Source organism: Achromobacter sp. HNDS-1 (assembly GCF_040084795.1).
GTDB lineage: Bacteria > Pseudomonadota > Gammaproteobacteria > Burkholderiales > Burkholderiaceae_B > Achromobacter > Achromobacter ruhlandii.
The window spans coordinates 6,027,147-6,040,749 of the sequence record NZ_CP157584.1; the positions used below are offsets into that span (position 1 = coordinate 6,027,147).

The following is a 13,603-nucleotide window of genomic DNA, read 5'->3' on the forward strand; positions in this document are numbered from 1 at the left end:
AAAAATTTGGTAATGAGAATTATTGATTTTTACCGTTGTGCTGATGTATGCCGAACGACGTGATGCATATGGAGAATGCCATGGGCCCGGTGCGCCGCCGCGCGAATAGGCCCGCTCGAAACCCGCGAGCCGGCAGGCTAGCCCAGGCCGGCCTCGGTCTTGGCCACGGGGGCGGCGCGGCGGTGCAGCCAGGCCCAGCCGATGGCGCTGGCCGCCACGCAGGCCAGCATGGCCGCCGCCAGCCGCAGCGGCTGGCCATAGACCAGCGGCACGCCCCAGCCGCTGGCCACGGAGAACGTCAGCATCTGCATGAAGCCGAGGACGGACGCGGCGGTGCCCGACAGGTCCGGCACATGCCCCAGGATGCGCAATGTCATGGCCGGCACGCCCATGGCCAGGCCGCAGGTGTACAGGCCGGGCAGCAGCACCGCCCAGGGCAGGCGCGGCGGCTCGGCGGCGGCCATATACAGCACATAGGCCAGGCAACTGCCCCCCATCAGCAGATAGGCCAGCAGCGTGATGCGTCCATCCGACCAGTGCCCCGCCTTGCGCGCGGCCAGCAGCGCGCCGGCCATGGCGCCGGCCACCAGCGGCACGAACAGATAGGCGAAATCGGTTTCCGGCAAACCCAGGACGTTGACGATGAAATCGGGCGCCGCCCCGATCAGGAACCCCTGGGCGGCGAACAGCAGGCTGAACGCCGCGCCCAGCGCGGCGTAGCGCCGGTTGCCCAGCACGCGCGCATAGTTGCCGCCCAGCGTGCGCCAGGCCAGCGGCTGGCGCCGCTCGGGCGGCAGCGTTTCGGGCAGGCGCCGCGCGCACAGCAGCCAGGCGGCGCCGGCCAGCGCGGTCAGCAGCAGGAACACGGATCGCCAGCCCTGGTGCGCGGCCAGGTAGCCGCCCAGGATCGGGGCCAGCGCCGGCGACAGGTTGAACACCAGGATCAGGTAGGACATGGCGCGGCGCGCCACCGCGCCGTCGTAGCAGTCGCGGATGATGGCCTGTCCGACCACGATGCCGGCGCCGGCCGACAGGCCCTGCACCGCGCGCCCGGCCAGCAGCCAGCCGAAGCTCGGCGCCAGCGCCGCCATCAGCGCGCCGGCGACGTACACCCCCAGCGCCGTGAGCACGACGCGGCGCCGCCCCAGCGAGTCGGACAGCGTGCCATGCAGCAGCAGCATGGAGGCATAGCACGCCATGTACACGCCCAGCGTCAGTTGTACGGTTTCCTGCGGAACCGCGAATTCCCGGCCCAGCGCCCCGAATGCGGGCAGGTAGGCGTCGATGGTGGCGGGGGCGACACAGGACAGCAGGCCCAGCATCAGCACCATGACGGGAAAGGAAGGCAGGGGTTCGCGGCGTGACACGACGGCATCCATGGCAGGGGCTTCCCGGGCTGGGAAGCGCTGTCGCATGGTCGCCTGTCATGGCGGGTTGCAGGAATGGAGAACGCCGCGAGAGCAATGGGCGCCGCCGTAAGCCGTGCACGAACCGGCGCTCAGTTCAGTTCGCTGGGCGCGATGCCGTAGCGTTCGCGGAACGCCGTGGCGAAGTTGGTGGCGTGGCGGTAGCCGACGAAGTGCGCGGCCTGCTGCACGCTGCATCCCTGGGCCAGCTGTTCGCGCGCCACCTCCAGGCGGCGCTCGCGCAGCCAGCTGAAGACCGAGCGCTGGTAGGTGGCCTGGAACTTGGCGCGCAGCGTGCTGGGGCTCATGCAGGCCAGCCGCGCCAGGTCGTCCAGCGTATGTTCCTCGCCGGGCGCGTTGTACAGGCGTTCGCGCACCCGTTCCAGCAACTGGCGATCGCGCTCGGAAACGGCGCTGTCGGCCGGCGCGCGCTGTTCCAGCGTGGCCAGGGCGTGCGCCAGCAGCTGCGTGGCCACGCCTTCGCGCAGCATGGCCTGCAGCGGGCCGTCCCAGCCGCAATCGAGCAGGTGTTCGATGGCCTGCAGCAGATGGCCCTGCACCTGCCAGCGGCGCAGCCGCAGCGACGGCGAACGCAGCGCCTTCCAGATCAGCTCGCTGGTCGGGTCGTCGCCCGCGCCATCCGGGTCGGACAGCGACAGGTTGACGCTGCGCAGGCGCTGGCCGGGCGCGTGGATGCCGGTCATGGCGACGGTGTCGCCGTACAGCGCGCTGACGCCGCTGTGCGCGGCCAGCCTGACGTCGTCATGGCGATCGATGCGGGTCTGGGCGTTGCCCTGCAGCATGACGATGGCCGAAAAACGCGGCGACATCATCGAGGTGGCTTCGTAGTGCTGGTGCACGCGCACATCGGACAGCACCAGCGTCAGGCCGGGGCGGATCGCGTGGGTCTCGACCCGGCCTTCGGCGATGCAGAGGGTTTCCGGATCGCCCCGCAGCGCGCCATTCAACTGCGGCAGGCGGTAGCGGAAACCGCTCTGGCTGCCCATGCGGTTGAAGTCGGCGACGGTGAATTGGGCGGGGGAGGGTGATGGGTTCAAGATCGTCACTCGCGTTACGGGATGAGCCCCTAAGATGGCCGTTCACAAGCCATTGGATGTGAGAATGAGAATAACATATGTTCGCATTGTTGCAGCTATTCTCACCCATGCGGCACCGTTTTTTGGCGCCATGCCCATTTCCCCCCGGCACCCGCCTCAAGGCGCCGCGCAATCGCCCAGCTCGTCTCCCATGATGTCGCGATACCACTCGTGGAAATGCTGCATGCCGTCTTCCATCGGCGACTGGTAGGGGCCGCTTTCGGAAGTGCCGCGGCGCAGCAGCGCCAGCCGGCCGGCGTCCATGCGTTCGCCGATCTCGTCATCCTCGACCGCCGTCTCCATGTAGGCCGCGCGCTGCGCCTCGACGAACTCGCGTTCGAACAGCGCGATCTCCTCCGGGTAGTAGAACTCGGCGATGTTGATGGTTTCCTGCGGACTCTTGGGGTACAGCGTGGAAAGCACCAGCACGTGCGGGTACAGCTCGATCATGTGGGTGGGGAAGTAGGTCACCCAGATCGCGCCGAACTCGGGCGCCGAGCCATCGCGATAGCGCATCAGCGTGTCGTGCCAGTCGCGGTAGACGTCGGAGCCGGGCTTTTCCAGCGAATCGTGCACGCCCACGCGCTGCAGGCTGTGCCGGCGGCCGAATTCCCAGCTCAGGTCGTCGCAGGTGACGAAGCGCCCCAGCCCGGGATGGAACGGCCCGACGTGATAGTCCTCGAGGTAGACCTCGATGAAGGTCTTCCAGTTGTAGTTGCACTGGTGCACCTCGACGTGATCCAGCACGTAGTCGGAGAAATCGAATTCGGGCCGCTCGAACAGGTGGCCCAGGTCGGCGCGCGGGTCGCGCGGGCCTTCGAACAGCAGGCCATGGCAGTTCTTCAAGGGGAAGCGCGGCAGGTTCAGGCACGGCGTGCTGGGGAACTGCGGCGCGCCCAGGATCTGGCCGCGGTTGTCATAGGTCCAGCGATGCAGCGGGCAGACGATGTTGCCGCCGCTGGCCGACAGGTTGCCGGCGGGGTTGCCGGGGCCGGTGACCGCGCCGGTCTCGCCGCCCAGGATCAGCGCCTGCCGGTGGCGGCAGACGTTCGAGACCAGCTCGACGCCCTGGGCGTTGCGCACCAGCACGCGGCCGCCGTCCTCGTGCGGCAGGCGGCGCCAGTCGCCCGGCTCGGGCACGCCTTTCTCGTGGCCCACGTACAGGGCCGATTGCTTGAATATCCGTTCCTGTTCGCGGGCGAACAGGGCTTCGTCGAAATAGGCCCGAACGTGCAGCGGGCTCAACGCCTCGCGCACATGCTCAAGGCGGCCAATGTCCGTCATTTCCGACTCCTTGTGCCATCCCGCAAGGCCCGGCCGCCCTCAGGCGGGCACGGCGCTCTCGGCGTCGATCCGGGTCATGCGTTCGGCAAGATCCAATTTGGGGCAGGTGCTGCAGTAGTCGCTGTCGCGCCTGCGGAAGTAGTGGCAGCAGACCTGCCGGTCCACGGCAATGACCGGCAGGTCCGCGCGCCGCCAGGTCAGGTAGCCGCTGCGTCCCGGGACGCCGAGCAGGTCCATCCAGGCGCCGGCCTGCCGCTGGGCCCAGGCATTGGCGGCGTCGCCGTCGTCATGGCGCGCCGCGAGCAGCGCGTAGAGCACGCAATCGGCCTGCATGCACTCGGCGGCGCGCGGGCTGACCCGCAGCACCTGGGTCAATTCGCGGTAGAAGGTGGCGAAGATATTGCGCAGTTGCGCGGCGGCGGCCTGCATGCGTTCGCGCAGGCCGGCGCGCAAGGGGGCATGGCGCTCCAGGGTGTAGCCGATGATGAAGCCGTCGTCCGGCACCGGCTGGGTCATGCGCGACAGGTCCGGCACGATCTCGCTGCGGTGCGCGGCGATCACGCTCAGGTAGACGGGCTGCCAGATCAGCAGCCCCCAGCAGCGCAAAGCCAGGTAGTGCGGCCCGGCCTCCGGATAACGCTGCCCCCAGACATCGCGCAGCCGCGCGATGGCCTGGGTGTTGTCGGCGCCCGGGCGGATGCCCGGCCCGGGCGCCGCCGCGACCTGGCCCGACAGTCCGGGCACCAGGCGGCCGGTCAGCGCCAGCAGGTCGTCCAGGTCGTGGTTCACGCAAGCGCTCGCACGGTGTCGGCCTGGCCCTGGCCCAGCCATTGCGGCCGATAGCGGGCGATCGGGTTGGCCAGGTTGGGCGCCATCTGGAAGCTGCCGATGGGGTCCGCCAGGTTGACCATCTGCAGGTTGTTGGCCAGTTGCAGGCGGTTCAGGCACGAATGGATCATCTCGGGGGCGAACAGATCGTACTGGCGATACTTTTCCAGCCGCTCGGGATGGGCCTCCTGGTAGGCGGTGATGCGGCCGGCCACCAGTTTCCAGAAGGCGTCCTCGTGCATCACGCCGTGGTCGGCCAGCACTTGCGCCAGGTGGCGGAAGTAGCCCTCGAACACATCGACGAAGATGGTCAGCAGCTTGTATTCCTCGGGCACGTCGGCGGCCAGGCGGCGGGCGTTCTCGGGAAGGGCGGCGTTCGGGTTGAGGATCGACGACTCCTCGGCGATGTCCTTCATGAAGGCGCGCACCGGCACGTGGTCCTCGATCACCAGGATGACGTTCTCGCCGTGCGGCATGAACACCAGGTCATGGGCGTAGAAGCAATGCACCAGCGGCGTGAGGTAGGCATCGACGTAGCGCTCCAGCCACGCGGCCGCGTCCAGACCCGAGGCGCGGATCAGCTCGGGCAGCAAGGCGCCGCCCCGCGGATCGACGTGCAGCAGCGCCGCCATGGTCATCAGGCGCTGGTTGGCGCCGATCAGCGCGGTCGGGTTCTCGCGCCACAGCGCCGAGAACATCTTCTTGTAGGGCGTGTCGACCGAGATGGCCGCTTCGTAGTAATAGTTGCGGAATCCCAGCGAGGCCGCTTCGCGCAGGATGGCGAAGCCGTTGCGGCGCAGCCACGGGTCCGACGAGATCAGCCCGTGCAGGTACTCGTTGATGGCTGGCGTGCCGGACATGTAGTACGGCGACAGGCCGCGCATGAAGCCCATGTTCAGGATCGACAGCGAGGTCTTGACGTAGTGCTTGCCGGGCTGGCTGATGTTGTAGAAGGTGCGGATCGACTGCTGCGCCAGGTAATCGTCGTCGCCATAGCCCAGGCACACGATCTTGCGCGTGGCCACGTAGGGGGCGAACGCCAGCGACAGCTTGTTGAACCACTGCCACGGATGCGAGGGCATGAAGTAGTAGTCGGCCGGGTCCAGCCCCTGATCGCGCAGGGTCTGGGTGTGGCGGGCGACGGTGTCCGCGCCCAGTTCGTCGCGCAGCAGGCTGTCGTAGTCCATGGTCGACAGGCAGGCGAAGTGGGCATTGTCCTTGTGCACCGCCAGCCACATCACGCGGATCGGGCTGGCGCATTCCGGGGCGTAGACGTGGTAGTCCTCGGCGTCGAAACCCAGGCGGCCATTGTTGGCGACGAAGCTGGGATGGCCTTCGATCATCGAGGTCTCGATGGTCTGGTAATCGGCCACCGCCAATTCGGCGGCCGTGGGCGCGGCGCGGGTGTGCTTGTAGGCGCTGCCGTGCAGCGTGCTGGTGATCTCGTCCAGGTAGATCGGCAGGCGGTCCTCGGGCATGCCGAGCTTGTCGCGGATCTCGATGACGAACTGCAGCGCGTCCAGCGGCGCGGGCGTGCCGGCCATGGTCTTGCTGATGGATTCGGGCGGGATGCGCCAGTGGCGCATGGCCATCAACTGCGCATCGAACTGGTACTCGGCATGGCCGTCGGCCAGCACCAGGCGGTAGCGGTCAAAGCCGGGCGCCTCGGCGGGGCCGAGCCGTTCGGGCTCCAGCAGCCATTCGTGGGCATATTCCGAGATGGCCTTCTTCACCAACAGGCGGTTCACTTTGTCCCAGACCTCGGGCGCGAGGTGGCTGGCGATCTGGGCGGGATGGGGCTGGGTGCTCATAGGGAAGACTCCTGGAGTTGGGCCTGTTCAAACTGCTGCCGGGTGCAGAAGGCGATGCTGGCGGTCTTCTCGCGAAAACGCGCCTGGCCGGCATAGACAAAACCCATGGCCAGGTTGAGCGCATGGATCTTGCTGTTGTTGCTGTCGGGTTCCACCACCACGCGACGGGCCTGGAGGCGGTCGAACATGAAGCGCATCACGAAGGCCAGCACGTTGCGGCTGAAATTCGGGATGCGCACGCGCGGCGGGCCGATGAAGATGTGCATGCCGAGGTCGCCGGGGCGCACCGGGTAGTGCTCGCCGACCTGGTCATGGGCGGGGTCGTAGCATTCCACCAGGAAGGCCGGGCGGCCGTCGTGGCTGCCGAGCCAGGCGCCGGCATGGCCGCTGTCGACCAGGGTTTCGTAGAAGTCGCGCACCTGCGCTTCGGTGAACGTCTGCATCGACCAGAAGCGGGCGTAGTCCATCGCGAACCACTGGCGCAGCAGGGCGGCGTCGCCGGCGGGATCGAGCGGGCGCAGCGCCAGGCCCGCGCCCTCGTCGTAGTGGCTGCGCGCCTGGCGGTCGATCTCGCCCAGGAAGGCGGCGGTCATGGTGATCATGGCGGGCTCCCGGGGCATCAGACGGTGGCGGCGCGATGGCCGTCCAGCATGGGCATCAGTTCCGGCGCGACGGCGCCGCGGCACGCCGGCGCCGGCTGGGCCGCGCGATGCGCCAACACGCCGCTGGCCGGCGGACGGAAGTCCTGCAGCGCGGTGCGCGGCTCGATGGCGTAGTGCTCGTGGCCGGTCAGTTCGCGCAGGATCTGCGAATTGCGGTAGCAGCAGAAGCCCAGGTCGGGATTGGTGACGCCATGGCTGAGCAGGCCGCTGTTCTGCACGAAGATCTCGTTGCCGCCGTGGTCGATGGTGTAGTTGCGGGCGATCTGGTAGTTGCCGTCCTCGGCCCAGGCGATGCGGTCGTGGATCGGATTGACGCACGCGGGGATGCTGCGGGCATAACCGGTGGCCAGCACCAGGCCGTCGGCCGCGTGCGAGAACACCTGCCCGGTGTCGACGTGGCGGAACTCCAGGTGGTAGCGGGCGGCGTGGCGGTCGTAACGGCTGGCGCACAACTCGGCATTGGTCAGCAGCGTATAGCGGCGGTCGCCGTTGTGGATCTTCTCGTCCAGCAGGTCGTAGATCTGGTTGATGAGCGAGGCGTTGATGCCCTTGTACAGACTGCTCTGCTCGGCCAGGATCTGGCGGCGGCGGTCTTCGGGCAGGTCGTAGAAGTAGTTGGTGTAGTCCGGCGAGATCAGCTCCAGCGTGAGCTTGGTGTTCTCCATCTGGAAAAAGCGCGGCGAACGGGTGATCCAGGCCAGGCTGTAGTCGTGTTCGTCGCTGTCGCGCAGCAGGTCGTGGAACACCTCGGCCGCGCTCTGGCCGCTGCCGACGATGGTGATCGAGGCGCGCCGCTGCAGTTGCTCCTTGTGCCGCAGGTACTCGGCGCTGTGGATGTAGGGCGCCTCGCGCCGGTCGCAGCAGGGCGGCAGCACCGGCTGCGACCCCAGGCCCAGCACCAGCTTGCGGCAGCGGACCATGAAGCGTTCGCCATTGACGCTGTGCTGGCCGGTGACCAGGTAGGTGTCGGTCTCGGGGTCGTGCAGCACGCTCTGCACGTCGCTGTTGAAGCGCAGGTTGGGCAGGCGCGCGGCCACCCACTTGCAGTAGCGGTTGTACTCGGCGCGGGTGAGATAGTGGTTCTCGCGCATGTAGTACGAATAGATGCGGCCGGTCTGCTTGCTGTAGTTCAGGTAGCTGTATTCGCTGCGCGGATCGGCCAGGCTGACCAGGTCCGCCAGGAATGGATTCTGCAGGGTGGAGGCCTCGATCAGCATGCCGGGGTGCCAGTCGAAGCCCGGCTTCTTGTCCAGGAAGAGGGCGCGCACGCCGGGCAGCGGGGCCGACAGGCAGGCCAGGCTGAGATTGAAAGGGCCTAGGCCGATCGCGACGAAGTCATAGATTTCACGGTTCATGATGGTTACGCCTTTTGCGGAGTCTCTCGTTGCACGGACGATGCCCGGGGCGGGCATACTCGGAACAGGGCCGGCTAGTCAGGCGGAACGGGACGCGAGCGGCTCGCCGGGCCGTCGGTCCACTGCGACAACAAAGAATTTCCATCGCCGGTATTGCATGAATTCAACATCTGTTTGGGTATGATTTTCATTTGCAATATTGGCACTCTAGCAAATGCGCGCCGGGCGCGACGCATCGCCCGCGCCATGCAGGCGGCGCTCATATGCAGGGTGGCAAAGCGCATAGGGACGCGATCGGCGGGCATATCCTCATGCGGCGCCAGCGCCGGCAACGCGCCGGTGCGGCGCGGACCCGCGCGGGTTATGCTTGCCGCCATGTCAGATAAACGTCCCGTGCTCAGGCTGCGCGGCGTCTACAGCGAGCGCTTGTCGCCCGTCAGCCTGGATCTCGCGGCGGGGGAATGCGCCGCCATCACCGGCCCTTCGGGGTCGGGCAAATCGCTGCTGTTGCGCCAGGTCGCCGACCTGGACCCCGGCCACGGTGAAATCGAACTCGACGGCGCGCCGCGTTCGGGCATGCGCGGTCACCAATGGCGCCGCCAGGTGATCTACTGCCAGGCCGAGGCCGGCTGGTGGGACGACCATGTCGCTCCGCACTTCGCCGATCGCGCGCGGGCCGCCGAGCTGATGCAGCGCATGGGCCTGCCGGCCGGGAAAATGGACGCGCTGGTGCAGGAGCTGTCCACCGGCGAACGCCAGCGGGCCGCCCTGGCGCGCGCACTGGCGCTGGCGCCGCGCGCGCTGTTGCTGGATGAACCCACCGCCGCGCTCGATCCCGCCGCCACCGAATTGGTGGAAGCCGAGCTGCGCCGCTACCTGGACGGCGGCGCGGCCATCCTGATGGTGACCCACAACCCCGACCAGGCCCGGCGCATGGCCCGCCGCGGCTGGCGCATGGCGCAGGGCAAGCTGGAGCCGCAATGGACGTGATCAAACTGCAGGCCACCGACCTGATCATCGCTTCGCTGCTGGTTGTGCTGTCGGCCGGCATTTCCTTCGCGCTGCGGCTCAACCTGCAAAAGCAGGTGCTGTGGGCGGCGCTGCGCACCGTGGTGCAGCTGCTGCTGGTCGGCCACATCCTGCGCATCGTGTTCGCGCACGCGGCGCCCTGGCTGACCGCGCTGGTGGTGGCCGTGATGATGGCGCTGGCGGCGCGCGAGGTCGCCGCCCGGCCCAAGGCGCGCCTGGCCGGCCACGGCAACGGTTATGTGGGCGCCATGGCCGTCGTCGCCACGACGGTCATTACCGCGCTGTTCATCCTGTCGACCGCGTTGCGGCCCGAGCCCTGGTACGACCCGCGCTACACGATCGCGCTGGTCGGCATCGTGCTGGGCAGCGTGCTCAACGCGGCCAGCCTGGCGCTGGACAGCGTGTTGTCCGGCGTGCGCCGCGAAAAGCTGGCCATCGAGGCGCGCCTGTCCCTGGGGGCCACGGCGCACCAGGCCTTCGCCGTGCTGCTGCGGGAATCCGTGCGCCGCGGCATCGTGCCCAGCATCAACCAGATGTCGGCGGCGGGCATCATCACGCTGCCCGGCATCATGACCGGCCAGATCATCGCCGGCATGGATCCCATCGATGCCGCCAAGTACCAGATCCTGTTGATGTTTCTGCTCTGCGGCGCCAGCGGCATGGCGGCCATGGGCGCGGCCTACGGCGCCATGCGCCGGCTGACGGACGAGCGTGGCCGGCTGCGGCTCGATCGGCTGATGGCTGAGCGCTAGCGCGAGCGGCGCGCAGGGCCGCCTCGCGTCCATCAGGGCGCGCGCCCCGACGAAATTTGATGAAATATCGACGGGATCTGCCGCATACTCCGTCCCTCCATAGAATGGCCGGCGTCCCCGGCCGCAAAAGAAGGGCGGGATCCGTATGAGCATTACCGAGATGTTTGCGTGGTTGACCAGCGAGCAGGGCCTGATGGCGCTGCTGGCGCAGAATTGGGTGCTGGGCACCTGCATCATCGCCGCCATCGTGTTTATCGAGACCGGCCTGGTGGTGATGCCGTTCCTGCCGGGCGATTCGCTGCTGTTCGCGGCCGGCGCTTTCCTGGGCCTGGCGGGCATCGATCCGCTGGTGTCGCTGGCGGCCATCACGGCCGCCGCCATTGCCGGCGACGCGCTCAACTATGCCATCGCCTCGTCCCGCTGGGGGCAGAAGCTCGCCCACAGCCGCTGGGTCAAGCCGGACCACCTGGAACGCGCGCGCGACTATTTCGCCCGCTATGGCGCCATGACCATCACGGTGGCGCGCTTCGTGCCGATCGTGCGCACGCTGGCGCCGTTCGTGGCCGGGCTGTCGCAGATGCCGCGCCGCACCTTCTTCGTCTACAACGTGGTCGGCGCCATCCTCTGGTGCGGCTCGATGCTGCTGGCCGGCTACTGGCTCGGCTCGATCGCCTGGGTGCGCGCCAACCTGCACTGGGTGTCGGTCATCATCATCGGGCTGTCGCTGATTCCGGTGGCGCTGCAATGGCTGCAGATCCGCCGGGCGCGGCGAGTCTCGCAAGCCTAGCGGCCGCGAGGGACGGCCGGTCGCCGGCGACAAGGGCCGGCCACGACGATAAAGCAAGAAAAAAGCCGGCGGCTCCGTGAGGAACCGCCGGCCTTGGCGCGACCGGGCCGGCTGGCCCGGGGGCGTGACGGGGCTTAGCCGATGCTGGCCAGCACCTGGTTCAGCGTGGCGCTGGGGCGCATGGCGCGGCTGGCCTTGTCTTCGTTGGGCTGGTAGTAGCCGCCGATGTCGACCGGCTTGCCCTGGGCGGCCTTGAGCTCTTCCAGGATCTTGGCTTCGCCTTGCGCGAACGCGGCCGCGGCCGGGGCGAACAGCGCGGCCAGCGCGCGGTCGTCGGTCTGCTCGGCCAGGGCCTGGGCCCAGTACATCGCCAGATAGAAGTGGCTGCCGCGGTTGTCCAGGCCGCCGACCTTGCGGTCGGGCGACTTGTTCTCGTCCAGGAACTTGGCGGTGGCCAGGTCCAGCGTCTTGCCCAGCACCAGGGCGCGGGCGTTGTCGTAGGCGCGGCCGAGGTGATCCAGCGACGCGGCCAGGGCCATGAACTCGCCCAGCGAATCCCAGCGCAGGAAGCCTTCTTCCAGGAACTGCTGCACGTGCTTGGGCGCCGAACCGCCGGCGCCGGTTTCGAACAGGCCGCCGCCGGCGACCAGCGGCACGATCGACAGCATCTTGGCGCTGGTGCCCAGTTCCATGATGGGGAACAGGTCGGTCAGGTAGTCGCGCAGCACGTTGCCGGTGACGGAGATGGTGTCCAGGCCTTCGCGGATGCGCTTGAGCGAGAACTTGGTGGCCTCGACCGGGGGCAGGATGCGCAGATCCAGGCCGCTGGTGTCGTGGTCGTTCAGGTACTGCTTGACCTTGGCGATGACCTGGGCGTCGTGGGCGCGCTTTTCGTCCAGCCAGAACACGGCCGGCGTCTGGCTGACGCGGGCGCGGGTGACGGCCAGCTTGACCCAGTCCTGGATCGCGGCGTCCTTGGTCTGGCACATGCGCCAGAGGTCGCCGGCTTCGACGGCCTGCTCCAGCAGCACCTTGCCCGAGGCGTCGGTGACGCGCACGGTGCCGGTGGCGGGGACCACGAAGGTCTTGTTGTGCGAGCCGTATTCCTCGGCGGCCTGGGCCATCAGGCCGACGTTGGGCACGCTGCCCATCGTGACCGGATTGAAGGCGCCGTGCTGCTTGCAGTCGTCGATGACGGCCTGGTAGACGCCGGCGTAGCAGCGGTCGGGGATGACGGCCTTGGCGTCCTGCAGCTTGCCTTCGGCGTTCCACATCTTGCCCGAGTCGCGGATCATGGCGGGCATGGAGGCGTCGACGATGACGTCGCTGGGCACGTGCAGGTTGGTGATGCCCTTGTCGGAGTTCACCATGGCCAGCTGCGGCAGCGTCTTGTAGGCGGCGTCGATGTCGGCGGTAATCGCGGCCTGCTGGTCGGCGGGCAGCGATTGGATCTTGGCGTACAGGTCGCCGATGCCATTGTTGGGATCGAAGCCGGCCTGCTTGAGGACGGCGGCGTGCTTGGCCAGCACGTCCTTGTAGAACACCGACACCACGTGGCCGAAGATGACGGGGTCGGAGACCTTCATCATGGTGGCCTTCAGGTGCACCGAGAACAGCACGCCCTGGGCGCGCGCGTCGTCGATCTGGGCCTGCAGGAAGGTCTTGAGCTTGGCGGTCGACAGCACGGCGGCGTCGATGATCTCGCCGGCCTTGACCGGGGTCTTTTCCTTCAGCACGGTCTTGGTGCCGTCGGCGGCGGTCAGTTCGATCTTGACGTCGCCGGCTTCGGCGATCAGGGCCGACTTTTCGGTGCCGTAGAAGTCGCCGCTGTCCATGTGCGCCACGTGGGCCTTGGAGTCAGCCGTCCAGGCGCCCATCTTGTGCGGGTGCTTGCGGGCGTAGTTCTTCACCGACAGCGGGGCGCGGCGGTCGGAGTTGCCTTCGCGCAGCACGGGGTTGACGGCGCTGCCCTTGACCTTGTCGTAGCGCGCCTTGACGTCGCGCTCGGTGTCGTTGGCCGGGGCGTCCGGGTAGTCGGGCAGCTTGTAGCCCTGGTCCTGCAGTTCCTTGATGGCGGCCTTGAGCTGCGGCATCGAGGCGCTGATGTTCGGCAGCTTGATGATGTTGGCTTCGGGCTGGACCGCCAGGGCGCCCAGTTCGGACAGGGCGTCGCCCAGCTTCTGGCTGTCGTCGAGGTAGTCGGGGAACAGGGCGATGATGCGGCCCGCCAGGGAGATGTCGCGGGTCTCGACCGTGATGCCAGCGGACTTCGCGAAGGTCTGGACGATCGGCAGCAGGGAACGGGTTGCAAGCGCCGGAGCTTCGTCGGTGAGGGTGTAGATAATCTTCGGAGTAAGAGACATGATCCTTGAATCTGTTCGGCGGTGGCGCTAGGCGCAAACCCGAACATGCTATGCGGCGTCAGCCGGTAGATGTTGTCGAGAGTGGGTTCGTATGGGCAGACCCGGGCAGGCCCCGATCGGCTCAACATGGCGCCGCCCGTCCTTTATGTGCTGGTCCAATTGCCCGACCGCCTGGAAGGTACGACTGCCACGAATCGAACATTGTAATACCGCGCCCCGTCTGGCGCGC

11 protein-coding genes are annotated in these 13,603 nt (G+C 67.8%); 3 read left to right on the top strand and 8 right to left on the bottom strand.

Annotated elements, in window-relative coordinates:
* Window positions 1–137: 137 nt before the first annotated feature.
* From ABFG95_RS27825 to ABFG95_RS27855, 7 genes are all read right to left on the bottom strand, one after another.
* Window positions 138–1,367 carry a multidrug effflux MFS transporter gene (locus ABFG95_RS27825; RefSeq protein WP_054504313.1) on the bottom strand — a complete coding sequence of 410 codons (1,230 nt, stop codon included), beginning with the start codon at window positions 1,365–1,367 and terminating at the stop codon, window positions 138–140.
* Between the two features lie 131 nt (window positions 1,368–1,498).
* A complete protein-coding gene (locus tag ABFG95_RS27830) occupies window positions 1,499–2,413 on the bottom strand; it encodes a helix-turn-helix transcriptional regulator (protein ID WP_348996067.1) in 915 nt (304 codons plus the stop codon).
* Between the two features lie 207 nt (window positions 2,414–2,620).
* Window positions 2,621–3,787 (bottom strand): aromatic ring-hydroxylating dioxygenase subunit alpha, encoded by a 1,167-nt coding sequence (locus ABFG95_RS27835; RefSeq protein WP_054416988.1) that lies wholly within the window; start codon window positions 3,785–3,787, stop codon window positions 2,621–2,623.
* A 39-nt stretch (window positions 3,788–3,826) separates the two neighbouring features.
* Window positions 3,827–4,618, bottom strand: a complete 792-nt coding sequence (locus tag ABFG95_RS27840; RefSeq protein ID WP_348995177.1) for a siderophore ferric iron reductase — start codon at window positions 4,616–4,618, stop codon at window positions 3,827–3,829.
* A complete protein-coding gene (locus ABFG95_RS27845) occupies window positions 4,573–6,426 on the bottom strand; it encodes an IucA/IucC family siderophore biosynthesis protein (protein WP_175146013.1) in 1,854 nt (617 codons plus the stop codon). The genes ABFG95_RS27840 and ABFG95_RS27845 overlap by 46 nt, the downstream gene beginning before the upstream one ends.
* Complete coding sequence (locus ABFG95_RS27850; RefSeq protein ID WP_348995178.1) at window positions 6,423–7,028, bottom strand: GNAT family N-acetyltransferase; 606 nt, start codon at window positions 7,026–7,028, stop codon at window positions 6,423–6,425. Before ABFG95_RS27850 ends, ABFG95_RS27845 begins: the two co-directional genes overlap by 4 nt.
* Window positions 7,029–7,045: 17 nt before the next feature.
* A complete protein-coding gene (locus tag ABFG95_RS27855; RefSeq protein ID WP_063588504.1) occupies window positions 7,046–8,443 on the bottom strand; it encodes a SidA/IucD/PvdA family monooxygenase in 1,398 nt (465 codons plus the stop codon).
* 375 nt (window positions 8,444–8,818) lie between these two features.
* Here ABFG95_RS27855 and ABFG95_RS27860 point away from each other — a divergent pair, with 375 nt between their 5' ends.
* From ABFG95_RS27860 to ABFG95_RS27870, 3 genes are all read left to right on the top strand, one after another.
* A complete protein-coding gene (locus ABFG95_RS27860; protein WP_231132945.1) occupies window positions 8,819–9,433 on the top strand; it encodes an ATP-binding cassette domain-containing protein in 615 nt (204 codons plus the stop codon).
* On the top strand, window positions 9,424–10,224 hold the full coding sequence (fetB, locus tag ABFG95_RS27865; protein WP_348995179.1) for an iron export ABC transporter permease subunit FetB: 801 nt from the start codon (window positions 9,424–9,426) through the stop codon (window positions 10,222–10,224). The genes ABFG95_RS27860 and fetB overlap by 10 nt, the downstream gene beginning before the upstream one ends.
* A gap of 160 nt (window positions 10,225–10,384) precedes the next feature.
* Complete coding sequence (locus tag ABFG95_RS27870; protein WP_278992528.1) at window positions 10,385–11,011, top strand: VTT domain-containing protein; 627 nt, start codon at window positions 10,385–10,387, stop codon at window positions 11,009–11,011.
* 134 nt (window positions 11,012–11,145) lie between these two features.
* Here the strand turns inward: ABFG95_RS27870 and ABFG95_RS27875 are convergent, their stop codons facing one another.
* Entirely contained in the window at window positions 11,146–13,374 is a 2,229-nt protein-coding gene (locus ABFG95_RS27875) for an NADP-dependent isocitrate dehydrogenase (RefSeq protein ID WP_054416996.1), read from the bottom strand.
* Window positions 13,375–13,603: the final 229 nt, after the last annotated feature.